The organism is Bradyrhizobium vignae (assembly GCF_004114425.1).
Lineage (GTDB): Bacteria > Pseudomonadota > Alphaproteobacteria > Rhizobiales > Xanthobacteraceae > Bradyrhizobium > Bradyrhizobium vignae.
This window is the reverse complement of record NZ_RDQF01000019.1, coordinates 14,138-38,497: the sequence shown is the minus strand read 5'-3', so window position 1 is coordinate 38,497 and position 24,360 is coordinate 14,138. Positions and strand designations below refer to the sequence as shown.

Here is a 24,360-nt window from a genome sequence, read left to right as displayed (position 1 = left end):
GTGCGAAGCGGTTTTCCGGAAAAGATCATGCGTAAACAACGAGCTAAAGCGCGATGACGATTCATCCAAATCTCATCGCGCTTTAGGTTTGCTCAGATCGCGGACCCTGCGCTGGCGCTCTGCAGCGGGGCGCAACCTGATGATCCGCCGTCACGATTGATCGGACATCGTCAGCCGGTCGCGCGCTGGGTGGCGCGCCCTGCGCGGGGCGATGGCCGGCACGAGCGGGGGCGACTCGCCGGCGAGACGCAGCGCGAAATAAGCAATGGTCGCTTGAAGACCGTCCCTCAGTGCCACCCGCGGACGCCATCCCAGAATCTTCTCTGCGGCATCGATCACGGGCTTGCGTCGCTTGGGATCGTCCTTTGGCAGCGCTTCGAAGCGCAGCGGGGAGGCCGATTCAGTGCAGGCCAGCACTTCACGAGCGATCGCCTCGATCGTGACCTCGTGCGGATTGCCGAGATTGTATGGGCCGGTGACCGAGGCGGGGCTCTCCATCAAAAGCTGAAGCCCCCGCACGAGATCGTCGACGAAGCAGAAGCTGCGGGTTTGCGTGCCTTGACCGTAGATCGTGATCGGCTCTCCGCGCAAGGCTTGAACGATGAAGTTGGAGACGACGCGTCCGTCATTCTCGAGCATGCGCGGGCCATAAGTGTTGAAGATGCGCGCGACCTTGACCTCCGTCCCGTGCATGCGCCGGTGGTCGAACATCAGCGTCTCCGCGGCGCGCTTGCCCTCGTCGTAGCAGGCCCGCGGCCCGATAGGATTGACGCTGCCGAGATAGGATTCCGGCTGCGGATGCACCTCCGGGTCGCCGTAGACCTCGCTGGTGGAGGCCTGCAGGACCCGGGCGCGCTTCTGCCGCGCGAGCTCGAGCAGGTTGATCGAGCCGAGCACGCAGGTCTTCATCGTCCCGACCGGATCGGTCTGATAGTGCCGGGGGGAGGCCGGGCAGGCGAGGCTGTAGATCCGGTCGATATCGCCCTCGATCTCGATGGGATCGCGAACATCATGCTCGACGAAACGGAAATTCGGATGATTGAGCAGCGGCCGGATGTTGTCGGCCGTCCCCGTGAACAAATTGTCGAGGCAGATCACCGTGCTGCCGCGTTGCAGGAGCGCGTCGCAGAGGTGCGATCCGATGAAGCCGGCACCGCCGGTGACCAGGACTGTCGGCGAGCGGCGGGAGGCGTGGATGCGGGTCTGGAGTGTCATGATCTGGCCTTTCAGAGTTCTGCGACCTGCATGGGGCGAGCGACGGGAAGGGGCGCCGTCTTGCGGCGGCGCCGCGCGGATGCCTCGGCGTAATAGGTCTCCAGCTGCCGGGCGCGATGATCGGGGGTGTGATCGGCGAGAACCCGCCGCCGCGCGTTGTGAGCGATGGTGCGCCGTTGCTCTTCCGGCATATCGCGCAGGATCTCGATCACCTCGCGCGGGCTGGACGCCAGCAGGATTTCGCGGGACGGCGCGAAGATCGTCTCGATCCCAGGCCATCGGTCCGAGATCACCGGCGTGCCGCAGGCGGCGGCCTCGAACAACCGGACGCTCGGTGAGAAGCCCAGCGCCCTCATGTCGGCGCGGGTGGCATTCAGGGAAAAGCGTTGCGCGGCGTAGAACGTCGGATGCTGCTTTGGCGGGAGGTGCTCGATCCGGGCGACGTTGGCGGGCCAGGCGATATGTTCGGGATACTGCGCGCCGGCGACGACGAATTGTTCCGACGGCAGCGAGCGCGCCGGCGCAAGCAGCAACTCGTCGAGAACCGGCTGCCGGTCCTCGCTGTAGGTCCCGAGATAGCCCAGCGCCCATTTCGGCTGCGCCCGCTTCGGTGCGTAGATCTCCGCATCCGCGCTGCAATAGAGGACACGTGCGAGTGGACTGCCGTAGCTCTGCTCGATCATCCCGGGCACCGGTCCGCCGGTGAACGACAGATAAAGATCGAAGCGCGGGATCATTGCGGCGGAAAGATAATTGAGGCCGTGCTCGAGCCTCGCCAATGTGACCGGCGTGTCGATGTCGTAGAACGCCGTGATGCCCCTCGCATGGGTCGTCGTCCATTCGGCAATCGGAATGCCGTCAGGAACATAGGAGCCGATGATCACCAGATCGGCATCGCGGATCAGCTTGCCGAACCGGCGCGGAATTTCCTTCAAGGATTGGTACAGCTCGACGGCCCAGGCAGAGGGCTTGGTCAGGTCGCGGTGATCTCGATACCAGGGTACGTCCCGCTCCAGAAACGTGACGCGGTGACCTCGTCGCGCCAGGGCTTCGATCAGGGCGCGGTACGTCGTGGCGTGACCGTTGCCCCAGGACGAAGTGACCGAAAGTCCGATGACGACGATGGAGAGGTTCATTCTGCTGCCTCGATTCGCGAGCTACTGGCGACGAAGAGATCGTTGAATTGGCGGGCGCGCTGCCGGTAGGTGTGCTGGCTGAGGATGCGCGCGCGGGCGCGGCGGGCGATCGATCGGGCCTGCTCCGGATCCAGTGCGGCGAGGTGCTCCGCGACCTCGGCTCCGTCAGCGGCAACCAGCACCTCGCGGCCGGGTTCGAGAAAATGATCGATGCCGGCCCATTGATCGGTGATCAGGCAGGCGCCCGCGCCGATCGCTTCGAACACACGGGTTGGCGGAGAGAAACCGTAGCGCGCCATGCTGTCGCGATTGACGTTCAGCGTGGCGAGAGCGGAGCCGAAGAACGCGTTGTGATCGGCGGTGCCGACATGGCCGACTTTGCGCACATTGGCGGAGGCGTCCTTGTCGTCCCAGCCGGAGCCGCCGAGCACGAAGGACTTGCCGGGCAGGTGGCGTGCGGCGTCCAGGAAGAAGTGATCGACACGCGTCTCGCGATCGGGCAGGCGGTTCGCCAGCAGGCTGAGATCGCAGGCGAAGCGCGCATTGGCGGGCGCCGGAAAATGCGTGGCCGGATCGAGTGCATTGTAGATCGGCACGCAGTGCCGCGCGCCCATCGATCGGTAGGCCGACACGACACCATCGCCGCCGCCATAGGTCAGCACCATGTCGTAGCACGGGATCGCGCGACGCAGATGATGCTGTGGATCGCTTTCCATCGCTTCGAGCGTGGCGGGCGCGTCCACGTCCCAATAGATCCGGATCAGCCGGGAAGGCAACGCAGCAACGGCGTTCTCCAGCTCCAGATCAAACACGCCGACGCCGCTGGCCTTGATCAGCATGTCGGCCGATTGCACGGCTGCATCGAGCGAGCGGCGCCAGCCGTCCGGAGTCGCGGGATAAATCACCACTCTGGCCCAATCCGGATCGTCGATGTCGCGATGCGCCTGGCGCCCGAAGGCGTCGGGTTCGTAGAAGGTGACATCGTGGCCGAGCGCTGCGATCTCCTTCAGCATGCCGCGATAATAGGTGGCGGCGCCGTTCCAGTACGACGAGACGAGGCTGGATCCGAAGAACGAGATCTTCATGCGACGGCTCCGATGTGGCGGGAGCACGCCCGGCGGCTCGAATCCCGAATGTCGCTCACGATGTCGATGAGCTGCGCGGCGCGGTGGCGGCAGGTATGACGATCCTGGATGGCCTTCAGGCCGGTCTCCACCATGGCGGAGGCCAACTGCGGATCGTCGATAACCGCGCGAAGCGCACGCTTCATCTGCGCGCCATCGGCAACGCTGAGATAGGCGCCCTCCGGAAACAGCCTTTCCGTATCCGACCAAGGCGCCGAGACCAGGGGAATGCCGCAGGCGAGCGCTTCGAACACGCGGATGGTCGGAATGCCCGGAAGCAGGGCTACGTAAGGCCCGCGCGGCACATGAATCGTTGCGCGCGCACCGGCGAAGGCAATGGGAGCCCAGTGTGCCGGCAGCCAGCCGCCATAACGGATACCTGCGCTCCTGATGGTGTGGAGCGCTTCGTCCGAATAGCGCACGCCGTGAACGCTCGCGCGGAGCTTCAGCTCCGCCACGGGCTCGACCAGGAATTCGGTCAGTTCGGCGCTGCGCTCGCCATCACCCCAATTGCCGATCCAGACCAGATCGTCTGTACGATCAACCTGTGGCAGCGGATGATACAGCGCGACATCGGCTGCCTCGTGCCAGGTGAAGACCCGGTCGGCCCAGCCGAGCTTCAGATAGATCTGCCGAAGCACCTCGCCGAAGGCGAGCACGCCGTCGAATCCGTCGAGGTCGAATTGCGCGAGCTCCTCAGGCGCGCTGACGGCGCGGTGATGGGTGTCGTGGAACAGCAGGGTGAAGGGCGCGCCCTGCGCCCGCCTGCGCCCGATCTGCGCGATCAGATCGGGCGAATTCCATTCATGCACGATGATGAGATCGGCGCCGTCCAGCGCCCGCTCGAGATCCAGACTGGCATCGTAGCGGCCGATCTCGATGCCGGGGAAAAGGGCGGGAATATCCTCCAGTGCATGACTGCCGCCTTCGCGGATGGCGTTCAGCCGGCTCCAGCCGTCGACGGGTTCGAATACGACGACCTCGTGCCCGAGCGCATGAAGCTCGCGCGCATAGCCACGCAGGAAATGCGCGTTGCCGTTGTTCCAGCAGGAAGTGAACGCATGATAGAATAGGATGCATTTCATGCGCGCACCTCGATCTGGCTGGCCGCCGCGCTCGTCCGGCTCGATGCGAGCAGGTCCTCGTAGAGACCAAGATAGGCGCTCGTCGTCCGCCTCAGCGAATAGGTCAGGGATTGCTCGTAGGCGGCGCGTTGCAGGCGCGTGCGCCCGAAATTGTCGGCACAAAGCTCCGAGAGCGTTCGGTGGAGCGCCTGACTGTCGGCCGGATCGAAGAACAGGGCGGCACCGCTCCACAATTCCCGGAACGTCGGGATGTCCGAGAGGACCAGGGCGCAGCCTGCCGCGGCTGCCTCCAGCACCGAGAGGCCAAAGGGTTCATAGAGCGCAGGGCTGACGAAGATCGCCGCATGCTGCAATCGCGCGGCCACGGCCTCGTGCGGCAGCTCTCCGAGCCAGGTCACACCCGCAGCCAGGTCGGTATCGATGGGGCCGGCCACCTCGACCGGCCAATCGAGCTCGGGTGCGGCGGCGGCGAGAGCCTCGATGTTCTTGGCGCGGTCCCACAGCCGACCGGCCGCGAAGATCAAGTCCTGCTTCCGTCCCGCGGGGTCGCGAGGCGCAATGCCGTTCCAGATCACCGCGCCGCGCGACCGCGGCTGGTAGATCGCCGTCATGTCGTCGTAGAAGGCCCCGCTCGGACACACCCATGCCTTCGCCATGTCGAGCGCCGCGGCGACCCGCTCGGTGTAGCGACGCCATCGGGGCTCGTCGAGCCAGGCCGTATCGCGGCAGGCGACGGCCCAGGAATTCACACAGGAGTGCGCCACCAGCACGGTCGGGGCGTGCCAGGCAAAGGTCGCTTCGCGAAAGCTGTTCAGGTGCACGACATCGGGCATCAAGCTGGCTTCGAGGTTGGCGAGCACGCGCCTTGCCTCGGAAACGTTCCGCCCGTCCGGGTCCTGCCATTCGAGTGCGAGATCCGTTTCGATCAGGTGCACCCGGGTGTCGCGCAGCATCCGGCGATGATCGTTGCGAGATTGCGGGCCCAGTGTCACGAGCGTGACGTCGGCACCGGACGCAGCGAGGCTGGAGGCGAGGGCGCAGGAATAGGTCCAAACGCCGCCAACCGTGTCGGTCGTCATCATGATCCTGAGGTCCGCGCTAGGCCTCATGAGGTCACCTGACGTTCGAGAGTGTCGAGTGGGACCGGGCGGTCGTTCTGCACGTCGCTGAACTGGTCGAACATCGCCAGATAGTGCCGGTGCGCGCGCTCCCAGGCGAAATCGTCGGGCTCGCCCCAGAGCTTCCGATAGTCAGGCGAACCGGGATAGGGATAGAGCGGCACCGGATCGTTGGCCCAGACGCCGGCATCCTGCATCGTGCGGCGCCAGCGCTGCACGACGGGATCGTCGTCCTCGGGCACCTCGATCAGATTGGCCTGCACGAAGGGGACGTGGCGGCGGGCTTCGACCAGCCGATCGGCGAGCTGATCCGTGGTCATCTTGCAGTTCTTGGCGAGTGCTGCGCGCCCTTCGACGGTCAGGCTCTCGATGCCGGCTTCGATCGAGACGCAGCCGGCGCGGCCGAGCAGGGCGAGCATGTCGGGCTTCCACAGATCGATACGTGTCTGCACGCCGAACTTCAGCCCGCGGGTCGTCAACCCCTCCAGCAGCTCGCGATTGGGAAGGAAGATCTCGTCGATGAAATAGACGTACTCGATACCCTGGTCGCACAAACGGTCGATCTCGTCGAGAATGACCGCTGGCGGCCGCTTGCGGTAGGCGTTGCGGAAATTCTCCTTGGCGCAGAACGTGCAGTTGTAGGGGCAGCCGCGCGAGGCCTCGACCTCGGCGCCCGGTGCACTCGGCTCGGCCTCGAAGCGGTGATGATGGTGATGATGGCGCCGGATCATCTCGTCCGGCCAATCGAGTGCGGGCTGGTCGCTGAACGCGACGGCCTGTGGGCCGCCATTGACGCGCAAAGAAGCACCGTCTGCGAAGCACAGGCCGGGAAAGTCCCACTCGCCGTTGGCGAGACGCAGCAGGGACGCCTCGCACTCGCCCATCACGACGATGTCGGCGCCGAGCTTCTTCAAGGCCGTCCTCGGCGTGGTCGAGCCATGCGGGCCCACCGCAATCAGTGTCGGCGCATGGTCCCTCACCGCCAGTGCGAGCTGTTGCGGCACGCGAAGCTCCGGCGGCGCGCAGCGCCAGAACAGGTATGTCGGCGCAGTGGTGAAGACGATCTGGTCGGGACCGAAGGCGCGCAGCTCGGCCTCGATCTCGCCGAGCGAGAGATCGAACAGATGCGCATCGAGCAGCAGCGTCTTGTGGCCGGCCGTCTTCAAATAGTGCTCGGAGATGCCGAGCTCGAGCGGAAGATGGGGCGAGCGGCAGCCGAAATAGATGCTTCCCGCAAAATCCCAGTTGGGATTGATGAGAGCGATCCGCGTCATGCCATGGCCTCGCGGTTTCCGGGTGATCCGAAGCGGCCGTCGAGCCAGGCGTGAAGCGAGCGCAGGCCGTCGGCGAGGGACATTTGCGGCGTCCAGCCGAGCGCGGTGGCCAGCGCCCTTGTGTCGGTCACGTACCAGGGTTGATCGCCAGGTCGCCAATCCGCAAAGCGGTAGTTGATCTTGCGGCCGGTCAGCTCGGTGATGCGGTCGATCAGTTCGAGCAGGCTGACCGCATTGGCCGGACCACCGCCGAGATTGAAGACGCGGCCGCGGGCCAGCGCGATGTGGTCGAGGGCCGCGAGCCAGGCGCTCACCGCGTCCGACACGTGCAGCGCGTCGCGGACCTGCTTGCCATCGCCATAGATCGTCAGCGGATTGCCACGGATGGCGCTGAGCAGGAAGTGTGCGATCCAGCCCTGGTCCTCGGTGCCGAATTGCCGCGGCCCGTAGATGCAGCTCATGCGCATCACCACGGTCTGCAGCCCGAACACCCGGGCATAGTCGTGGACATATTGATCGGCCGTGCCCTTGGAGCATCCATAGGGACTGTAGAAATCCAGCGGCGCATTCTCCGAGACGCCGCCGGTGAGCAGGTCGCTGATCGGCATGTAGCGGCGCTCCTGGAGCGCGATCTCGCTGTCCTCGATCAGGCGCCCATAGACCTTGTTGGTCGAGGCGAAGATTACCGGCGCGAAGTTGTTGTGCAGGCGAACGGCCTCGAGCACGTTCAGCGTGCCGCGCGCGTTGATCTCGAAATCGGCGGCGGGATCGCTGACGCTGTCGGTGACGGCGACCTGAGCTGCCAGGTGCAACACGGCCCGCGCCTCGCGCACGGCGTCGATCACCGGAATTGGGTCGCGGATATCAGCCACCGTGATGGTGACGCGGTCGCCATGCCGGGATTTCAGCCATTGCGCGTTCTCGCGCACGCCGGCGCGGGCGAGATTGTCCAGCACCAGAACGCGATCACCCCGCTCGGCGAGGCGGTCGGCGAGATTGCAGCCAATGAAGCCGCAGCCGCCGGTGACCAGGACGTGTCCGTTCGCTTGCTCGCTCATTACGCAACCAACCCCCGTTGCAGCAGCTCGCGGGTCGCCCGCTCGGCCTGATCGTCCGCGATCTGGTCGGCGAGATACCCGGCGAGCTCTTCAAGGCCGTCCTTGAACGCGACATGCGGCTCGAAGCCGAGCAGGTCGCGTGACTTGCCGATATCGGCAAAGCAGTGCCTGATGTCGCCGGCCCGGTATTTTCGCGTGATCTCGGGAGCGATCTCGCGCCGTCCCATCACCTGGGCCAGATCCTCGGCGACCGACAGTATGCTGCGGCTCTGACCCGAGCCGACGTTGAAGACGTCCTGACTGTGCTCGGCTTCGAGAGCCATGCGGCAGACGCGGGCAACGTCGCGCACATGAACGAAGTCGCGCCGCTGCAGGCCGTCCTCGAAAACGAGCGGCGGACGGCCGTTGAGCAGTCGTGCAGCGAAGATGGCCAGCACGCCGGTATAGGGATTCGATAGGGCCTGGCGCGGACCGAATACGTTGAAGAAGCGCAAGGCGACGGTCGAAATGCCGTAGGCCTTGCCCGTGATCAGGCACATGCGCTCCTGCGCATACTTGTTCAGCGCGTAGATCGAGCTCAGCGACGGCTGCTTCGTTTCAGGGGTGGGCACGGGATCGAGCAGATGACCAGCGGTGTCCCGCAATTCCCATTCGCCTTTGCGAAGCTGCTCGATCGGTCGTTCGTCGCACGCGACGATGCTCCCGCCGCCGTCGCGATAGAGGCCCTCGCCATAGATGCTCATCGAGGATGCCACGACCAGGCGCGCGACGGGGCGCTTGGCCAGCGCCTGCAGCAACACCGCAGTGCCGAGTTCGTTCGTCCTGACATAAGGCTCGATGTCGTACATGCTCTGCCCGACGCCGACGGCGGAGGCGAGATGCAGCACCATGTCGGCGTCGCGCAAGGCCTGTTGGACGGCGACGGCGTCGGTGACGTCGCCGACGACGAGCTCCGCATCGTCCGCAAGATAGGCGGGCCGCAGACGGTTGCCGCCGTGGACCTGCGGAGAGAGATTGTCGAGAAGGCGGACCTCGTAACCGGCCGCAAGCAGCACGTCGGCCGTGTGTGAGCCGATGAATCCCGCGCCTCCAGTAATCAATACTCGCGTCATTCACCGCTCCGTGCCGCATGGGACCGATCCGTTCGGGATCAGTCGATGATGAGAGTTGAAGCGCGCTTTGCTTGGTCGGGCGACCCGCGCGCCAGTCACGTCTGGGAGTTAGAAGCGATGCAAGGAATGTTCGTTCCTGCGAGACCTACAAACGAAAATTTCTCTAACCTGGATCAATAACCCAAGTGAATGGCGGCTAGAAATGCGCGCCATGAAGCGGCGCGGGCAGATCGAGATGTCTCGCGACGGTCGCACCGATATCGGCGAACCCCGCGCGTCGGCCAATCGGAGACATTGATTGCGCGGTCTGTGCCAGGATCGGGACCTGCTCGCGCGTGTGATCGGTTCCGCTCCAGGTCGGATCGCAGCCATGATCGGCGGTGATGATCAGCAGATCGTCGCTTCGCAGCCGGTTCAGCAGTTCGGGAAGGCGAGCGTCAAAGGCTTCGAGCGCCGCTGCGTAGCCGGCCACGTCGCGGCGGTGGCCGTAGAGCGTGTCGAAATCGATGAAGTTCGCGAACAGCAGCCCGCCTTCTGCAAGGCTCGCCAGCCCATCCAGCGTGGCATCGAAGAGTGCCGCATTGCCGTCGCCGCGCAGGTTTCGCCCGGTGCCGCGATGGGCGAAGATGTCGTCGATCTTGCCGATCGTCACGATGTCGCGGCCGGAGAGTTGCGCAAGGTCGAGAATGGTTCGTTCGGGCGGCGGAACGGAGAAATCTCGCCGGTGCGAGGTGCGCTTGAAGTCATGCGCGTTCGATCCGACGAACGGACGCGCGATGACGCGGCCGATGTTCAGGGGATCGACCAGCCGCCTCGCAATCGTGCAGACCTCGTAGAGCCGCTCGAGCCCGAACGTCTCTTCGTGCGCCGCGATCTGGAACACGCTGTCGGCGGAGGTGTAGCAGATCGGTTCGCCGCTGCGCATGTGGCGCTCGCCGAATTCGGAGATGATGTCGGTGCCGGAGGCGTGGCAGTTCCCGAGGATGCCGGGCAGTCCGGCCAGTTCGCACAGCTTCTCCACGAGATCGCGCGGGAAGCAGGGTTGGATCTTTGGAAAATAGCCCCAGTCGAATGCGACAGGCACGCCGGCGATCTCCCAATGGCCGGACGGCGTGTCCTTGCCCCTGGATATCTCGCTCGCGCATCCATAGCGCGCAAATTGAACCCGGCCGTCCAGCCCGGGCGGGACGCGGCCGGTGGCCAGATGGCAGGCCTCACCCAGTCCCAGTGCCACCAGATTGGGAACGCGCAGTCTGCCCTCCCGCTGCGGGCTGTCGGCATGGCCGGCCATGCACGCGTCCGCGACGTGGCCGACCGTATCGGCGCCTTCGTCACCGTAGTTGACGGCATCGGGCGCCGAGCCGATACCGACCGAATCCATCACGAGGATCAGGGCACGCATGTCGGCTCCCTGAGCGGCGGCGTCGTCAGCGACGAAGCGACGCCGGTTTTCGTGCAATAGCGCTCGACCATCTGCGCACAGAAATCGGCGAACTCGTTGACGTCGAGCGGCGGGCTGGTGTGATGAGGTTCGAGACCGCGGTGTTCCGGTGTGAAGCAGAAGGTCACGGTGACATCGAACTCGGCCAGCGCGTCCATCTGGCGGTCGAACCAGTCGAGCGCGTTGGGACGGAAGCTGTCGGCCCATGACAGGCCGGTCCGTAAGTGCCTCACGCCGAAGCGGCGCATCCAGCGCACGGCGTCATCAAGTCGATGGTCCTCGAAGTGAAACCACTGGCACAGACCCATGTCTGGCGCATATTGGCCAAACAGCTCCGCTGCGGCTTTCGGCGTTCCATCCTCGCGCAGCAGGCCCATGTGGAAGTGCCGGTAATAGGAGGAACCCTCCGCCTCCTTGTGCCGGGTGGTCGCCTCCCAGGTCGAAGGGAGATCGTAGAGGCTGTACCAGTGGATACGCGGCGCGCGGCCGATCAAGAGCTCGGCTGTGCGCGACAGGCCCCAGGCCTGTACCTCCTCGGCGCCGAACGAGGAGACGCCGACTTCGGTCACCCAGACCGGGAGCGAGATGACAGCCTTGATCTCCTCGATCTTGGCCGGCCATTCCCCGATCTGCCACAAATTCCAGTCGAGCGGAAAGCCGTGCACGGCGACGGCGTCGACGTGATCGATCACGCCGCGCGCCTGCATGTTGCGCATGAAGGACGGGTCGATCGGCGAGATGCCGCCGAGCACGCGCGGCAAGGTCGGGTGCGCACTGCGGATCGCCTTGCCGGCCGCCAGCGCCAGATTTGCGAACATCGCCCAGGCCGGGTCGATCAGGAGGTCCCAATGCGACTTGTTGTTGGGCTCGTTCCAGATCTTGGCGGCCTCGATCATCGGTCCGTCTCCCGCGACGGATAGACCGGGCCATCGGCCTGCGGCCGCGTCGTGCGCCTGCACAGATACACCTCATCCTCCGGATGGGCCGCGATGGCAAAGCCCGCGCTGCGCAGCATGGCTTCGACGCAGGCGCGATTGGGCACCCACCAATTGGTGGGGTCGTCGGCATATTTATGCTCGACGAAGTGCAGCTTGGGGTAGCCGGACGAATCGAACTGCTCGGTGGTCCAGAAGTCGTAGTTCTTCTCGATCGCGTCGACGCGGCTGTCGCCGCGCTGCATCGACTGGAACAGCAGGAGATCGCCGGCGACGTGCTCATGGATCAGGTCCAGCGCGAGCAGCGGGTGCCGCAGATGGTAGAGCACGCCCATGAAGATGACGAGGTCGAACCTTTCACGCAGCTGGCCGACATCATAGGCCGACATCTTGCGGAACTCGATCCTGAGTCCGTTCACTTCGGCCGCGAACCGGGCTTGCGCAAGGTATTCCTCGTCGGTGTCGAGGCCGAGCACGCGTTCGGCGCCGCGCCGCTTCATCTCCATGGCGTAAAAGCCGGCGTTGCAGCCGATGTCGAGCACGGTCTTGCCTTCGAGCCGATCGGGGATGATTCCGGAGAAGCGCTGCCACTTCACATTGGGATAGTCGCCCAGAAAGTGCGACGGCGCGGTCGGCACGCCCTTGAGGTCGAGATTGTGAAACCATGGCCCGAGCGCGTCGATGCGCTGGCGGATCTCCTCACGGGAGAGGGCACCTCTGGTCATGCATTCGCTCCGTTGTTCGCTGCGAGCGGGCGGGCGCCGTCCGACGACGCGCGGGCCCGCAGCCTCGATCGGCCCTCGGCGGTCTCGGCGAGCAGCGCCATCGCCGTGCGATAGCCGTCGATGGTTCCGACATCGACGTAGGATTCGCCGGCCTTGACGCCGATGCCGCGGCCACCGGACGAAAGATAAGCATTGACCAGCGTCCCGAAATATTCGTCGCGGCGTTCGCGTGCGTGCCACAGCGACCGGAGCTCGCGGAAGCCGCGCGCCGACATCTTGAAGGCGCCCCAGATCCAGCGCGAGGTTGCGTGCGGCTGCTTGACCTGGATCTCCGTCACCTGCTCGCCGTCCAGCACCACCGCATCGAAGAATTCGGGGTGCTCGACCGGGAACAGGAGGAACGAGAGGTCTGCATCCGGCAGGGAATGCAAGGCCGCCTTGGGAAACCACACGGTATCGGGCAGTCCGACGAAGACATCCTCGTGTTGCCCGACGACGGTGCTTGCCCTGAACACGGCGTCGCACAGGCCGGATGCCTCCGGCTGCACGACATAGGCGAGCTCGGCGGTGCCGTAATGGTCACCGAAATATTCGAGGATGTCGGATTTGCCCGGCGAGATCACGAAGCAGATCTTGTCGGCACCGCCCAGGATCAACCGCTCCAGGAGATATTCGGAGACGGCGCAGGGGCGGTCCGTACCGTCGTCACGCCGGCTGCCGACCGGCAGCAATTCCTTCGAGAAGGCGAGCGGCTGGATGCGGCTGCCGCGGCCCGCGGCCGGAACGATGCCCCACATGATCAGGCCTCCTCGGGTTGTTGCCGGCTCACGCGGTTCGACGTTATCTGCTCGAGCATCGAGATCAGTTCACGCGCGCGCTTGTCGGACGTGTGCTGGTCCATGGTGCGTTCATAGGCGCACCGGGCCATGCGGCGGAGTTCGGCATCCGTCATCGCAAGTGCGGCGAGCGCGTCATGCTCGTCGCGTGCGATCAGGATCTCCTCTCCGGGCGCGAAGAAATCCGCTATTCCCGGCCAATCGTCGCTGAGCAGCGGCGCGCCGCAGGCCGCGGCCTCGAACAACCGGCCGGACGGACACCAGCCCATCTCCGCCATGGCCCCGCGCGTGACATTGAGGGTCAGTCGCGACGAGGCGAAGAACGGTGCGTGCTCAGGCGGCGGCAGGTGCCGCACGAAATAGATGTTGGGCGACCATGGGAAATCGTCCGGATACTGCGCTCCGCCAATCAGGAAGCGGAGATCCCTGCGCGCCCGCGCGGGCGCGACGAAAAGCGTCTCGAGCGTGCGCTGACGATCTTCGGAATAGGTGCCGAGATAGGACAAATCGGCGCGATAATGCGGCTGGGGCGCGACCGGCCGGTGGATGTCGGTGTCGACGTGACCATAGAGCGGCCGGGTGTCGCGGGCACCCAGCCTGTCTCGGAATTCATCCGCGACGCGAGGTCCGCCGGTAAAACTGAGCACCAGCTCGAAATCCCGCAGGCCGCGCGGGCCGACATAAGGAACGGCTTCGCCGGCCAGGAGCCTTGCCAGCGTGACCGGAGTATCGAGGTCGTAGAACACGGGAATAGCGCGACCTTCGGAGAAGATCAGGTCGGTCGCCGCAACCGCATCGGGACAATAGGAGGTCACAATCGCGACGTCGGCGTCACGGACGTCGGCGCTTGCAGCCTGCCGCACATCGTCCCAGTTCGAGAACAGCCGGAGCTCGCCGCCGGGCAGTTCGTGGAGATCCCTGGCACCGGCATAGTAGGGAACGTCGCGCTCGAAGAAGACCACGCTGTATCCCGACCGTGCCAGGTGCTTGCAGAGGCCGCGCCACAGGGTGGCGTGTCCGTTGCCCCAGGAGGAGGAGATTGTCAGGCCGAAGATGACGATCTTCACGCCGGCACCCGCTGGTTGATCCCGGTGATCTTCATGCCGCGGCTGTCGGCGCGGAGCGTGCTGATGCTGGCTGGATCGATCTCGATCGAGAGAAACTCGTCGAGCGGCGTCCGCGAATAGTGCAGGAGCGCGGCACGGATCGGCTCGGCATGACTGACGGCGACGACGATGTCGAGATTGCGATCTCGGCGCAGTTGCTCCAGATGAGCAACGATGCGACTTTGAAGCGACCGCATGCTCTCGCCGCCCGGCGGTCGGCTCGTGCCGCGTCGCCCATTCCAGCGCGACCATCGTGAATCCGGCGCCAGGTCGTCGAATGATCGTCCGGTCCATTCGCCATAGTCGATCTCGTCGAGGGCCGGGGCTATCTCGACCGGCAGTCTGAAATGCGCGGCGAGGATGCAGGCCGACTGCATGCACCGTCGCTGCGGGCTGGATTGAATGAGCGTCGGTCGAGGCGAAAGAGTCCCGGCACAGCGCGCCATGTCCTCGCAGCCGAGATCGTCGAGTTCGACGCCTCTCATTCGCCCGCACAGAACGCGGCCGAGCAGGGCGTGATGACCGTGCCGAACGAGATGGATGATCTTGACCATCACGCATACGCCTTGTCGTCGATGAAGGCGCGTGTCCGCCGTCCGGCCTCCTCGTCGGTGAACTGTTGCGGCGGCGACTTCATGAAATAGCTGGAAGGACCGGTCAGCGCTCCGGCCTGGCCGCGGTCCATGGCGAGCTTGGCGCAGCGCACTGCGTCGATCACGACGCCCGCCGAGTTCGGAGAATCCCAGACCTCGAGCTTGACCTCGGCGCTGAGGGGAACGCCGCCGAACGTCGTTCCCTCCAGGCGGATGAAGGCGAGCTTGCGGTCGGTAAGCCACGGCACGTGGTCGCTCGGCCCGACATGGATGTTATCAGGGTCCATCGGGACGTCGAACTGGCTGGTCACGGCCTGGGTCTTGGAGATCTTCTTCGAGGTCAGCCGCTCCCGTTCCAGCATGTTCTTGAAATCGGTATTGCCGCCGACGTTGAGCTGATAGGTGCGGTCGAGCCGCACGCCGCGGTCACGGAAGAGATTGGCGAGCACGCGATGCAAGATGGTGGCGCCGACCTGGCTCTTGATGTCGTCCCCGACGACCGGCAGGCCGGCCTCCTCGAAGCGGCGCCGCCACTCCGGATTGGAGGCGATGAAGACGGGAATGCAATTGACGTAGCCGCAGCCCGCTTCGATGGCACGCGCCGCATACCATTCGCTGGCGCGTTGCGAGCCGACCGGTAGATAGGACACCAGGACGTCGGTGCGGGACATCGCCAGGATTTCGGACACGTCAGCCTCCGGCACGTCCGCAATCGGAACGTCGTCCGTCAGGTAGTGCCCGATGCCGTCCATGACCGGTCCGCGCTGCACGATCACGCCGGTCGGCGCGACATCGGAGAAGCGGTGCGTGTTGTTGGGTGGCGCGAAAATCGCGTCGGCGACATCGCGGCCGACCTTGCCGGCGTTGACGTCGAACGCCGCCGCGATCTGGATGTCGCTGATATGGTAACCGCCGAGCTCGGCATTCATCAGTCCCGGGACCGGCTCGTTCGATTTGGCGTTCCGGTAGTAGGAGAGGCCCTGGACGAAGGAGCTCGCGCAATTGCCGACGCCGACGAGTCCGACGCGCACGCGGCGCCTGTCTTGAAGACGAGAATGCATGGAATGAAGCCTCCGGGAAACAGACGGCGTCGGTAAGTACGTCGGCGAACGTGCGGAAGGTATGTTCGTTCCTGGCAGGAAGATCCGAGCGTCGCGTCGCGCGCGATTCGGGTAGATAAAATGCGGCGGGCTTAACATGGGATAGGATCCCCGGCCGCCCGTAGGGAACGAAGAACTTTCATGATGAAGATGAAGAAGATGATGCTTGCGTCGCAGGACTGCTTCGCATCCGAGCGAAAGAACAAATTGCTTCGGTCCGCGTTTGTCGGCCAATGGTTCGATGCGATGCCGGGCTCATCGCCCGGCCAGTAAGCGAGGTATGACATGACGTCAAAGGCGCAGAATATTGAAGCCCAGCAGACCACCGATCACAATGTCATTCGGAAATGGGCCGAGGAGCGCGGAGGGAAACCCGCAACCGTGAAGGCGACGGAAGAAGATGGCCACGCCGGAATCCTGCGCATCGATTTCGATCCGCCGGACGAAGGGCTGGACCGCATCAGCTGGGACGAGTTCTTTGAAAAATTCGATGAAGCCGGCATTGCGTTCCTGCACCAGGACCGAACCAAGGACGGCAAGCTCAGCCGATTCCACAAATTCGTTCGACACTAGCGACTGCGCGAAATGGCGGGCGGTTGGGCTGAGGCGATCAGGGCGGGCGATTTTGCGCGCGCCTGGGCGATCAACGATCGTGATCTGCTGGAAACGGCGCATCCGCCCAAGCACACCGGCCCGCGGCATCTCCAGCGGATCTGGCGCGGCGAGGATCTGAAAGATAAGCACGTGCTGGTGCGCTGCTATCACGGACTCGGCGACACCATTCAGTTCCTGCGCTTCATGCGTGCGCTTCGCGAGATCGCGCGCAGCGTCACCCTGTGGTGTCAACCCGAGCTGCTGCCGCTGGCCGCGGGCGCCACGGGCGTCGATCGCGCGATTCCGCTGCATGATGGAGCGCCCGAGGTCGGTTTCGAGGTCGATATCGAAATCATGGAGGTGCCGCACGCCATCAGGGCGCGGCGGGATCAGGTCGAGATGCGCGTTCCTTACCTGGCGTTGCCTCCCGCTGCAGTTCCGCCGCTGCGGGGAGAACAAGGTCTGGCCCTCGGCCTGGTCTGGAAAGTCGGCGACTGGGACAAGCGGCGGGAGGTTCCGGCCGTCTTGCTGCGTCATGTCGCCGGACCGGGCGTGGCGCTCTATTCGCTCCAGCGCGGCGCCAGCAGCGAAGAGCTCGCGGCGCTCGGTGCGCTGGAGATCAGCACGCCCGATATCGTGGCCCTCGGCCATCGCCTGCGGCAGCTTGACCTGCTCATTTGCGTCGACACCATGGTCGCGCATCTTGCGGGAGCGCTCGGATGCGAGGCCTGGGTGCTGCTGCATGCCGATTGCGACTGGCGCTGGCCTCAATCCGGTGCGCACTCGTTCTGGTATCCGAGCGTGCGGCTGTTTCGCCAAAGACGGCCGGGCGATTGGGGCCATGTCGTCGCCGAAGTGCGCGATGCGCTCGAGGTGCAGCTCGGCTATTGCCGCCGCTCGGGCAACGCGTAGGCCCGGACGTAGTCGCCGAGCTTGGTGCCGAATGAGCCATGGCCTCCGTCGACGGTCACGACGTATTGCCTGCCGCCGACTGAGTAGGTCATCGGCGTCGACTGCCCGCCGGCAGGAAGGCGGGCCTGCCAAATCTCTTTGCCGTCGCGGACGTCGAAGGCGCGGATGTAGTCATCCATCGTTCCCGAGATGAAGATGATGCCGCCAGCCGTCACGATCGGGCCGCCGATCATGGGAACGCCGAGCTTGAAGGGCAGCGACAACGGAGCCTGATCGCGGATCGTGCCGATACGGTGCTGCCAGACCACCTTGTGCGTCCTGAGATCGATGGCGGCGATGTTGCCCCAGGGCGGGGCGAGGCAGGGGATGCCGAGCGGCGAGAGGAAAATCCCGAGATCGACGCCGAACGGGGCGCCGTACATCGGCTGCACGCCGAGCTCGGTGCCGGGCGGATGCGCCGCGTTGGGCGCCGCCGGATTGTCCTTTCCGCGCGGCACGAGACGCGAGATGAAGGGAATCGATTGCGGATTTGCGATCGCAATCTGGCGCCGCGGATCGACGGCGATGCCGCCCCATTCGAACATGCCGAAATCTCCAGGGAAGACCAGCGTGCCCTGTTCGGAGGGCGGCGTGAACGGCCCCTCATAGCGCAGGCGCTTGAACTTGATGCGGCAGGCGAGCTGGTCGAACATCGTGCTGCCCCACATCTGAGCGTCCGTCAGCATGCGAGGTGGCCGGAAGCTCAATTCGGAGAAGGGTTGAGTGGGCGACAGCCGATCCCCGGGCGCCGGACCCTGCGGCACCGCAGTCCCATGATGGTGACGACAGGGATGGTGACGGCCAGCAATGGCGCGTCGCGTAACCAGTCTACTGAACGACGAATGATGGGGTTCACTTCAACGGAGGGAGAAACGCCCCGAGGTTGTGGGCGGTGCCAATGCTCGCTGCTTGCAATGTCTTGGGAACCGAGATGTTCATTGTTCAGAACCGCAGATGGCCTCCACGCCGGAACGAAGGTTCGAGACCGGGCGTTCCTGCGGGAAAACCCGAGGGCCGGACGTGCCGCGCTATCATTTTGATTTGGTGGATTCCGAAACCGTGGCAGACGAGAGGGGTGCCGAACTGCCGGATGACATGAAAGCCATGGATGTTGCCGAAGAGATTGCGAGGCGCCTGCTCGAGGAGCATCCCGAGCTCAAGGGCCGTCACTTCTCGATCCTGGTCACGAACGAGGATGGCGAGGAAGTCGGCCGGATGCCATTGGACGTGCTGCATTGATGACGTTCAGGATTGGGGTGATTGCCGATACACATGGGCTGCTGAGGCCGGAGGCGGAGCACTGCCTCGCCGGCGTCTCGCACATCATCCACGCCGGCGATATCGGCACCCAGGCTGTGATGGATGGGCTTTGCCGGATCGCGCCGGTTACCGCGATCAGAGGAAATGTAGATCGCGGGGCGTGGGCTGAACGTTTGCCTGAAACGCAAACGCTGCGCCTCGGCGGCCGCTGCTTCCATATCCTGCACGACCTCAAGGAGCTGACGATCAATCCTGCGGAGCTTGGGATCGACGTCGTGGTTTCAGGCCATTCCCACCGCGTGCGGATCGAGACCGCCGAAGGCGTGCTCTACTTGAATCCGGGAAGTGCAGGGAAGCGGCGGTTCAAGCTGCCGATTACGCTGGCAACGCTCGAGCTCGATCCGAGCGGCCCGCTGCGGCCGGTCATTCATGATCTCGACGGCTCGTAGGAGCGTGCACCTGGTTGGCGCGCATTCGAGTTGCCAACGCTCCAGGCGACTGGCGGCCGCTCGCGTCGATCCGGTCCTTTTCGGGATTTCTTGCGCCTCTGTATTCGTTCGCGCTGCGACGATCGGCTCGGGAACGACCCTTCTGCCAACTCATTGCTCCACGTGAAGGTCACAACGCGAGTGGCGATCGCCACGGGAGCCTCAGCACGGAGAAATTCGAATCGGCTCGCCTTCAATTCTCCGCTCGATATCCGTTTTCGCGCTGATGCGCTTGGAAGCACGCTGCTCTTCATCGGATACAGCATGTCCGATCCCAATATCCGCCTGCTGCTGCACCGGATCTGGCAGATCTGGGACGAGTCCGGGCACAGTCAGGACCGGCCGAAATCCTTCGTGTTCGTCGCGCAGCGTAATCCGGTGCAGGAGGCTGTGCTCGCGAACTGGGGGATCACCACCATTGCTCCGCCCGATGGCATGGCCGCCGACGACGGTCTCACGCAGCTGCCGCGCGACATTCGCCGGCGCCTCGATCGACCCATGGAGCGCAGCTCGCGCCCTGGCCATTGAGAGACATCGTTAAAGCCGCCGCACGCTGCAGATCCCGTTCGGGATCGGGGCCAGGCGTGCGGCATACTGCATGTCCAGAAAGCCGGCCCGCCAGCGTTGCGCCATGGCCTCCTCCGACAGGTCGAAGGATTTTTCGGGACCTGCTTCCTCGCGGCCCGGCCGGTAGCTCAGCAGATAGACCTCGTCGTCGTCATCGAGGTCCTGAAGCTCGGCACGGAGCTGCCGGGCCTCCAGGGCGTAGCCAAGGCGCTGGAAGGTCTGGTTGCCGAAGGTCAGGTCGCTCGTGCGCTCGGCCGCGGCCTCGAGCCCGTCGGGGACCTTGCCGTCGCGCGGAAAGAGATCGACGACATAGAGGCGGAGCCGTCGCGCAGTTTCGAGGATCGGATCGAATGGCGCGTTCAACGCGAACCCGCCATCGCCGAGCCACCGGCCGGCGATCTGCATCGGAGCGAATTCAGGGAGGAATCCGCAACTGGCCAGGATATGGTCGATTTCGATCCGCTCGGACGAGGAGTCGAACAGCACGGCATCGCCGCTTTCCAGGTCCGTGGCGCAGATCGTGATGCGCGGATCGCCGTCGTTCAGACGTCCGAAATCGATCAACTGCTGAAGGCGTTCGCGGGTCGGGCCGAGGTCGTAAAGGCCGGCGAAGTGAGATGTCGGAATCGGAAGGCGGGGATGGAAGAAGCCCTGACGACCCAGCACGCGCGTGTTGATCGAGCTCAGCCAGGCGAAGGTATGGCGGCCCGCGTTCGGCACTCCGGCTGGACTGCTTGGCGCATGCCAATAGCTGCGTAGATTGCGTAGCCGCTCGGCACTCGGGCTCCCCGCGATCAGTGCGGCAGTAATGGCCCCTGCCGATGAGCCCGTCACCCAGTCGATCGGCAACAAAAGAGAGGTGAGCGCTTCAAACACACCGCCATGATACGCGCCGAGGCCGAGACCGCCGGAGAATGCGATGGCAGTGAGGGGGCGCTCTGCTGGCGTCGTGCCGCTCGGCTCTGCTGTGGGATCGGTCAAGACGCGCGCCTGTTGCCGATGTGGAGGCGTGGGCTGATCACCGGTATCCCCTGTAACGGCGCGCATAGGCGTAGCGGGGATTGATGCCGCAATAGGCGTTCGTTCCCGATGCGCTCGCCATGCACTGACTGTAACTGGCGAACTGGCAATTGCCCGGATAGCCCCAGATCCGGCCCTGCAGGCAATAGCGATCTTGCGCGACCGCGGCGCTCGGGGCGGCAAAGCTGCCCATGATCGCGAGAGCGGCGGTAGCGGCGAGCAATCGATATGTCATCTAAAATCTCCAATTTCGACATTAAACGCGGCGCGTGACGCGGTGTTCCAAACGCGCGCGTGCCCGCCAGTCGAGGCGATCGCTGATCGCGAGCGGGGCGGCGGATGATCTAAAGCGCGATGAAGTGAGGTTTGATTGCTGCAATCACGGAGGTGCGCCGCGGCGCCATGCGCGGCGTCGCCGCCAACATCGCTTATCGCCCGGTGCGCAACCGCGGCACGATCGGCGGCTCGCTCAGCCATGCCGATCCCTCCGCGGACTGGATTTCAGCCTGGAGAGCGGTCTGCGATCTCGACCGGCTGAAGGCGGAGACGATCGTTCGCGTACACGTCGCGGGCCTCGACGTGCTCGTGATCTGGAACGAGGGCGATATCATCGCATGCGATCGCGCGTGCCCGCACGAGCAGGCGGATCTCGGCTTGGGGCAGGTGAGGGCAGGGCGGCTGTACTGCCCGCGTCACGCCGCATCGTTCGATCTGTGCGACGGTGCGATCAATTCGGGATGGTCGAGCCCGCCGCTGCGGCTTTATACGGTGCGGATCACGGGCGAGCAAATCTGGATTGAGATGCAGGAGCGGCAGCCGCGGCGATGATGGCACTATGCTCCTGTTTTGCCCGACGAGTCAAAGCGATGGCGGTGTCGATCTGGCCTCGAAAATTGTCCTTTGAAAACAACGGCGTCTCTACTGTGCATGGGGTTGTTTTTGCAGTTTTAGTCCAGCAGTCGCCGAGCAGCCTCCACGAGAATGCCGTCCGGCCGCCGCAGCGCCTCGAGAATGGTGAAATGGTCGGCACCTTCGACCGGGATGAGCTTGCCTGCATCTTGCGCCAGAAACTACGCTCGCAAGATGGCCTCTATCTCTTGCGCTGCTGCGAGCAGCGAGCGGTCTTGTCCGCGCGCGGCGATGATCTGAAGGCCGAATGGAAGTCCGTGCCGATCGGTTCCGCACGGAATCGAAATCGCCGGCAGGCGGGCATGATTGACAAAGGGCGTGAACACCGCGTGGGCACGAGGGCTTGCGGCTTTTCCGCCGATCATGTCCGGGCCGAGCTGCGTCAGTGGCCACGCAGCGCATGGGACGGTTGGCGTCAGCAGCAGGTCAATCTCGGTGAAGAAAGCCGCGAAGGCATTGGCGATCGCGGCGCTCGCGAGCAGCGCTCCGGCAACTTCCGTACCAGACCAGGAGAGACCTCGCTCGATCTGCTTGGCGACATCGGGATCGAAGATAGTCGGATCCGTGCGGAAGGCGTTACCATAGAGCGCCGCCAGACCCGCATGCTGAAGCGGCATGATGGCGTCCTCCGTGGCGTTTGCCGACCAGACGGGATCGCGTTGCGTGATGCGCAAACCTGCCGCGGAAAGCCGGTCGACAGCGGAGGCGAGCCCATTCGCGACGACATCGTCAATCGCGACATCGAGACCAAGGCGCGGCGAAAACGCGATGCGCTGACCGGCGGTGTCCTTGGCCTGCTGCGCAACGACGGCAGAATCCGGATCGCGTCCATCGAGGCCGGCCATGGCCTCGAACGCCAGCGTGATGTCGGCGACTTCGGCGGCGATCGGTGCAATGACGGAGAGGCCGAAGAAGGGCTCGGCGAAACCTGGCCCATAGGGGATCGCACCATAGGACGGCTTGAAGCCGGCGACCCCGACATGCGCCGGCGGCCTGCGACTCGAGCCGCCGGCATCTGTGCCGATCGCGAGCGGCACGAGGCCGGCAGCGACGGCCACGGCCGGGCCGCCCGATGAGCCGCCGGGTGTCAGCGCGGGATCGAGCGGATGCCGCGTCGGCCCATACAGCTGCGAGGTCGTGACGCCCTTGCAGGCGAATTCGGACGTCGCGCCGATCCCGACGATGACCGCTCCGGCGCTGCGCAGGCGCTCGATCGCGATCGCGTCCTGCGGCGCGATGAAGTTCGCAAACAGGCGCGAGCCTTGCGTCACGCGCCAGCCGCCGACCCAGATGTTGTCCTTGACGACGATGGGGACGCCGGCAAGCGGCATGGTCTCGCCGGCGCGCAGGCGAGCATCGACGGCTGCGGCATCGGCGAGCGTGCGTGCGGAATTGACCGCGACGACCGCGTTCAAGGCCTTTGCGGCCTCGATGCGGCCGAGGGCGGCCTTGGCGGTCTCGACAGCAGTCGTCCGTCCGGCGGCGACGTCGGCAGCAATCTCGCGCGCGCTATTTCTCGGCTTTGTCATGGCCTTCCCAGATCAGCGCCAATGTGCCGCAGAGAGCGAGGCAGGCCAAGGTGAAGAATGCCATGCCGAGACTGGCCACGCCATCCAGGATCGACACCAGCGCCGGCGCCGCAAGCAGGCCCGCATAGGAGGCTGTCAGCACCGCGCCGGTGGTTTCGCCGATCCGCTCCTGCGGGGCGAGGCGGGCGATCTCGGCGATGAAGACGCCGTTCCAGCCCGACGCCGTCAGGCCGAACAGTGCGGCAATGATGAATTGCCCGCCGCGACCGAGCGAAGCGCCGTTGAGGCCCAGCAGCGCGGCGCAGAATGCCATGCCGAGGCCAATGACGACGAGAATCGTCCGCGAGGCATCGAGGCGCATCGCGACATAGCCCCAGCCGAGCCGGCCGACGAGGCCGCCGGCTTGCGCGCAGGCGAGCGCCATGCCCGCCTCGATATGGCCAAGGCCGAGCTCGCGCGTGCCGAGCGTGACGAAGACCGTGTTGAGCGACACCTGCATCGCGCTGAACGGCATCGAGGCCAGCGCCAGCGTCGCGATCCGCCGGTCCGCAATCACCAGCGCCAGCCGCGCGCGGAGATCGAGCTTTGGCGGCGGAGCGACCTTGCCGGCATAGGCCGGCCGCAACCATTCGAACAACAGGATCGCGAGCAGCGCGCAGCCGCCTACAAACGCATAGCACCAGGCCGGTCCGAGCGAGATCGCGATCGCGGGCAGCGCGAGCGAGCCGCAAACCGCGCCGATCTGGTTGCCGGTCTGACGCACCGAGAACACGAAGGCGCGCCGCTCGGCGGTGACGAGCCGCGCCAGCAGCGCCGCGCTCGCGGGCGTCTCGGGCCCCATGGCAAGGCCGAGGCAAAGGCCTGCGGCGAGCAGCGCGGCGCTCGATCCGAGCGAAGCCAATGCCATGCCGACGACGATGGCCGCCGCACAGAGGCTCGCGATCCGCAGCGAGCCAAGGCGCGCGATGAAGCCGCCGCCCCAGAACGAGGCGGGGATGCCGACCGCGAACACAGCGCAGGAAAACATCGAGAGCTGCCAGACCTCGATATGCGCGCGCGGCGCGACCACGCCGGGCGCGAACAAGGCCAGCGCGACGAGGCCCTGCAGCGCGGTCATCGCTCCGAGGGCCGGCAGCAACGCCGGTGCTGGCCGAGCGGCCGTGTTTGCGTCTACCATAGCGGCG

At 65.1% G+C, this 24,360-nt stretch carries 24 protein-coding genes and 3 pseudogenes; 7 read left to right on the top strand and 20 right to left on the bottom strand.

Annotation, left to right across the window (positions count from 1 at the left end; genetic code table 11):
* Nucleotides 1–150 precede the first annotated feature (150 nt).
* The 15 genes from EAV90_RS18140 to EAV90_RS18070 all read right to left on the bottom strand — a co-directional run bounded on the left by EAV90_RS18140 (nt 151) and on the right by EAV90_RS18070 (nt 15,819).
* Nucleotides 151–1,215, bottom strand: a complete 1,065-nt coding sequence (locus tag EAV90_RS18140; RefSeq protein WP_129144240.1) for a UDP-glucuronic acid decarboxylase family protein — start codon at nt 1,213–1,215, stop codon at nt 151–153.
* An 11-nt stretch (nt 1,216–1,226) separates the two neighbouring features.
* Entirely contained in the window at nt 1,227–2,351 is a 1,125-nt protein-coding gene (locus EAV90_RS18135) for a CgeB family protein (protein WP_129144239.1), read from the bottom strand.
* Nucleotides 2,348–3,436 carry a CgeB family protein gene (locus EAV90_RS18130; protein WP_129144238.1) on the bottom strand — a complete coding sequence of 363 codons (1,089 nt, stop codon included), beginning with the start codon at nt 3,434–3,436 and terminating at the stop codon, nt 2,348–2,350. Before EAV90_RS18130 ends, EAV90_RS18135 begins: the two co-directional genes overlap by 4 nt.
* Nucleotides 3,433–4,560 carry a CgeB family protein gene (locus EAV90_RS18125; RefSeq protein ID WP_129144237.1) on the bottom strand — a complete coding sequence of 376 codons (1,128 nt, stop codon included), beginning with the start codon at nt 4,558–4,560 and terminating at the stop codon, nt 3,433–3,435. The genes EAV90_RS18130 and EAV90_RS18125 overlap by 4 nt, the downstream gene beginning before the upstream one ends.
* A complete protein-coding gene (locus tag EAV90_RS18120; RefSeq protein ID WP_129144236.1) occupies nt 4,557–5,669 on the bottom strand; it encodes a glycosyltransferase family 4 protein in 1,113 nt (370 codons plus the stop codon). The genes EAV90_RS18125 and EAV90_RS18120 overlap by 4 nt, the downstream gene beginning before the upstream one ends.
* Nucleotides 5,666–6,952 carry a TIGR04295 family B12-binding domain-containing radical SAM protein gene (locus EAV90_RS18115; RefSeq protein WP_122403924.1) on the bottom strand — a complete coding sequence of 429 codons (1,287 nt, stop codon included), beginning with the start codon at nt 6,950–6,952 and terminating at the stop codon, nt 5,666–5,668. The genes EAV90_RS18120 and EAV90_RS18115 overlap by 4 nt, the downstream gene beginning before the upstream one ends.
* Nucleotides 6,949–8,010 carry an SDR family NAD(P)-dependent oxidoreductase gene (locus EAV90_RS18110; protein WP_129144235.1) on the bottom strand — a complete coding sequence of 354 codons (1,062 nt, stop codon included), beginning with the start codon at nt 8,008–8,010 and terminating at the stop codon, nt 6,949–6,951. Before EAV90_RS18110 ends, EAV90_RS18115 begins: the two co-directional genes overlap by 4 nt.
* Nucleotides 8,010–9,122: an NAD-dependent epimerase/dehydratase family protein gene (locus EAV90_RS18105; protein WP_129144234.1), complete on the bottom strand. Its 1,113-nt coding sequence runs from the start codon at nt 9,120–9,122 to the stop codon at nt 8,010–8,012. The genes EAV90_RS18110 and EAV90_RS18105 overlap by 1 nt, the downstream gene beginning before the upstream one ends.
* 196 nt (nt 9,123–9,318) lie before the next feature.
* Nucleotides 9,319–10,524, bottom strand: a complete 1,206-nt coding sequence (locus EAV90_RS18100; protein WP_129144233.1) for a phosphopentomutase — start codon at nt 10,522–10,524, stop codon at nt 9,319–9,321.
* Nucleotides 10,512–11,459, bottom strand: a complete 948-nt coding sequence (locus tag EAV90_RS18095; protein ID WP_122403920.1) for a glycoside hydrolase 5 family protein — start codon at nt 11,457–11,459, stop codon at nt 10,512–10,514. The genes EAV90_RS18100 and EAV90_RS18095 overlap by 13 nt, the downstream gene beginning before the upstream one ends.
* Nucleotides 11,456–12,223, bottom strand: coding sequence for a TIGR04290 family methyltransferase (locus EAV90_RS18090; protein ID WP_122403919.1), 768 nt, complete (start codon nt 12,221–12,223; stop codon nt 11,456–11,458). Before EAV90_RS18090 ends, EAV90_RS18095 begins: the two co-directional genes overlap by 4 nt.
* Nucleotides 12,220–13,020 (bottom strand): nucleotidyltransferase family protein, encoded by an 801-nt coding sequence (locus EAV90_RS18085; RefSeq protein WP_129144232.1) that lies wholly within the window; start codon nt 13,018–13,020, stop codon nt 12,220–12,222. The genes EAV90_RS18090 and EAV90_RS18085 overlap by 4 nt, the downstream gene beginning before the upstream one ends.
* Nucleotides 13,021–13,022: 2 nt before the next feature.
* Nucleotides 13,023–14,126, bottom strand: coding sequence for a CgeB family protein (locus EAV90_RS18080; protein ID WP_129144231.1), 1,104 nt, complete (start codon nt 14,124–14,126; stop codon nt 13,023–13,025).
* Nucleotides 14,123–14,719, bottom strand: coding sequence for a histidine phosphatase family protein (locus EAV90_RS18075; RefSeq protein ID WP_129144230.1), 597 nt, complete (start codon nt 14,717–14,719; stop codon nt 14,123–14,125). Before EAV90_RS18075 ends, EAV90_RS18080 begins: the two co-directional genes overlap by 4 nt.
* Complete coding sequence (locus EAV90_RS18070) at nt 14,719–15,819, bottom strand: inositol-3-phosphate synthase (protein ID WP_122403915.1); 1,101 nt, start codon at nt 15,817–15,819, stop codon at nt 14,719–14,721. The genes EAV90_RS18075 and EAV90_RS18070 overlap by 1 nt, the downstream gene beginning before the upstream one ends.
* A gap of 324 nt (nt 15,820–16,143) precedes the next feature.
* Between EAV90_RS18070 and EAV90_RS18065 the strand changes: the two genes are divergently transcribed.
* Both EAV90_RS18065 and EAV90_RS18060 read left to right on the top strand, forming a co-directional pair.
* On the top strand, nt 16,144–16,431 hold the full coding sequence (locus EAV90_RS18065) for a hypothetical protein (RefSeq protein ID WP_122403914.1): 288 nt from the start codon (nt 16,144–16,146) through the stop codon (nt 16,429–16,431).
* Between the two features lie 12 nt (nt 16,432–16,443).
* The gene (locus EAV90_RS18060) at nt 16,444–17,364 is read left to right on the top strand and encodes a glycosyltransferase family protein (protein ID WP_129144229.1); all 921 of its coding nucleotides are present in this window, start codon (nt 16,444–16,446) and stop codon (nt 17,362–17,364) included.
* On the opposite strand, the pseudogene EAV90_RS18055 reads toward EAV90_RS18060, so the two are convergent.
* Nucleotides 17,337–18,167, bottom strand: a pseudogene (locus EAV90_RS18055) (outer membrane protein assembly factor BamB family protein); the annotation flags it as partial. The gene EAV90_RS18060 and the pseudogene EAV90_RS18055 overlap by 28 nt on opposite strands.
* Nucleotides 18,168–18,357: 190 nt before the next feature.
* Between EAV90_RS18055 and EAV90_RS18050 the strand changes: the two are divergent.
* The 3 genes and pseudogenes from EAV90_RS18050 to EAV90_RS18040 all read left to right on the top strand — a co-directional run.
* Entirely contained in the window at nt 18,358–18,642 is a 285-nt protein-coding gene (locus EAV90_RS18050; RefSeq protein WP_245509554.1) for a DUF6894 family protein, read from the top strand.
* On the top strand, nt 18,642–19,112 hold the full coding sequence (locus EAV90_RS18045; protein ID WP_129144228.1) for a metallophosphoesterase family protein: 471 nt from the start codon (nt 18,642–18,644) through the stop codon (nt 19,110–19,112). The genes EAV90_RS18050 and EAV90_RS18045 overlap by 1 nt, the downstream gene beginning before the upstream one ends.
* Before the next feature lie 219 nt (nt 19,113–19,331).
* A pseudogene (locus tag EAV90_RS18040) lies at nt 19,332–19,679 on the top strand (SIR2 family protein); the annotation flags it as partial.
* Nucleotides 19,680–19,688: 9 nt separating this feature from the next.
* On the opposite strand, the gene EAV90_RS18035 reads toward EAV90_RS18040, so the two are convergent.
* Nucleotides 19,689–20,699, bottom strand: a complete 1,011-nt coding sequence (locus EAV90_RS18035; protein WP_245509553.1) for a patatin-like phospholipase family protein — start codon at nt 20,697–20,699, stop codon at nt 19,689–19,691.
* A gap of 37 nt (nt 20,700–20,736) precedes the next feature.
* Entirely contained in the window at nt 20,737–20,973 is a 237-nt protein-coding gene (locus EAV90_RS18030) for a DUF3551 domain-containing protein (RefSeq protein ID WP_122403909.1), read from the bottom strand.
* Nucleotides 20,974–21,122: 149 nt separating this feature from the next.
* Between EAV90_RS18030 and EAV90_RS40655 the strand changes: the two are divergent.
* Nucleotides 21,123–21,257: pseudogene (locus EAV90_RS40655) on the top strand (FAD binding domain-containing protein); the annotation flags it as partial.
* Complete coding sequence (locus tag EAV90_RS18025; protein ID WP_245509561.1) at nt 21,237–21,566, top strand: Rieske (2Fe-2S) protein; 330 nt, start codon at nt 21,237–21,239, stop codon at nt 21,564–21,566. The pseudogene EAV90_RS40655 and the gene EAV90_RS18025, both read left to right, overlap by 21 nt.
* A gap of 242 nt (nt 21,567–21,808) precedes the next feature.
* Here EAV90_RS18025 and EAV90_RS18015 read toward each other — a convergent pair whose 3' ends face one another.
* Nucleotides 21,809–23,176 (bottom strand): amidase, encoded by a 1,368-nt coding sequence (locus tag EAV90_RS18015; RefSeq protein WP_129144226.1) that lies wholly within the window; start codon nt 23,174–23,176, stop codon nt 21,809–21,811.
* Nucleotides 23,157–24,353 carry an MFS transporter gene (locus tag EAV90_RS18010; protein WP_122403907.1) on the bottom strand — a complete coding sequence of 399 codons (1,197 nt, stop codon included), beginning with the start codon at nt 24,351–24,353 and terminating at the stop codon, nt 23,157–23,159. Before EAV90_RS18010 ends, EAV90_RS18015 begins: the two co-directional genes overlap by 20 nt.
* Nucleotides 24,354–24,360: the final 7 nt, after the last annotated feature.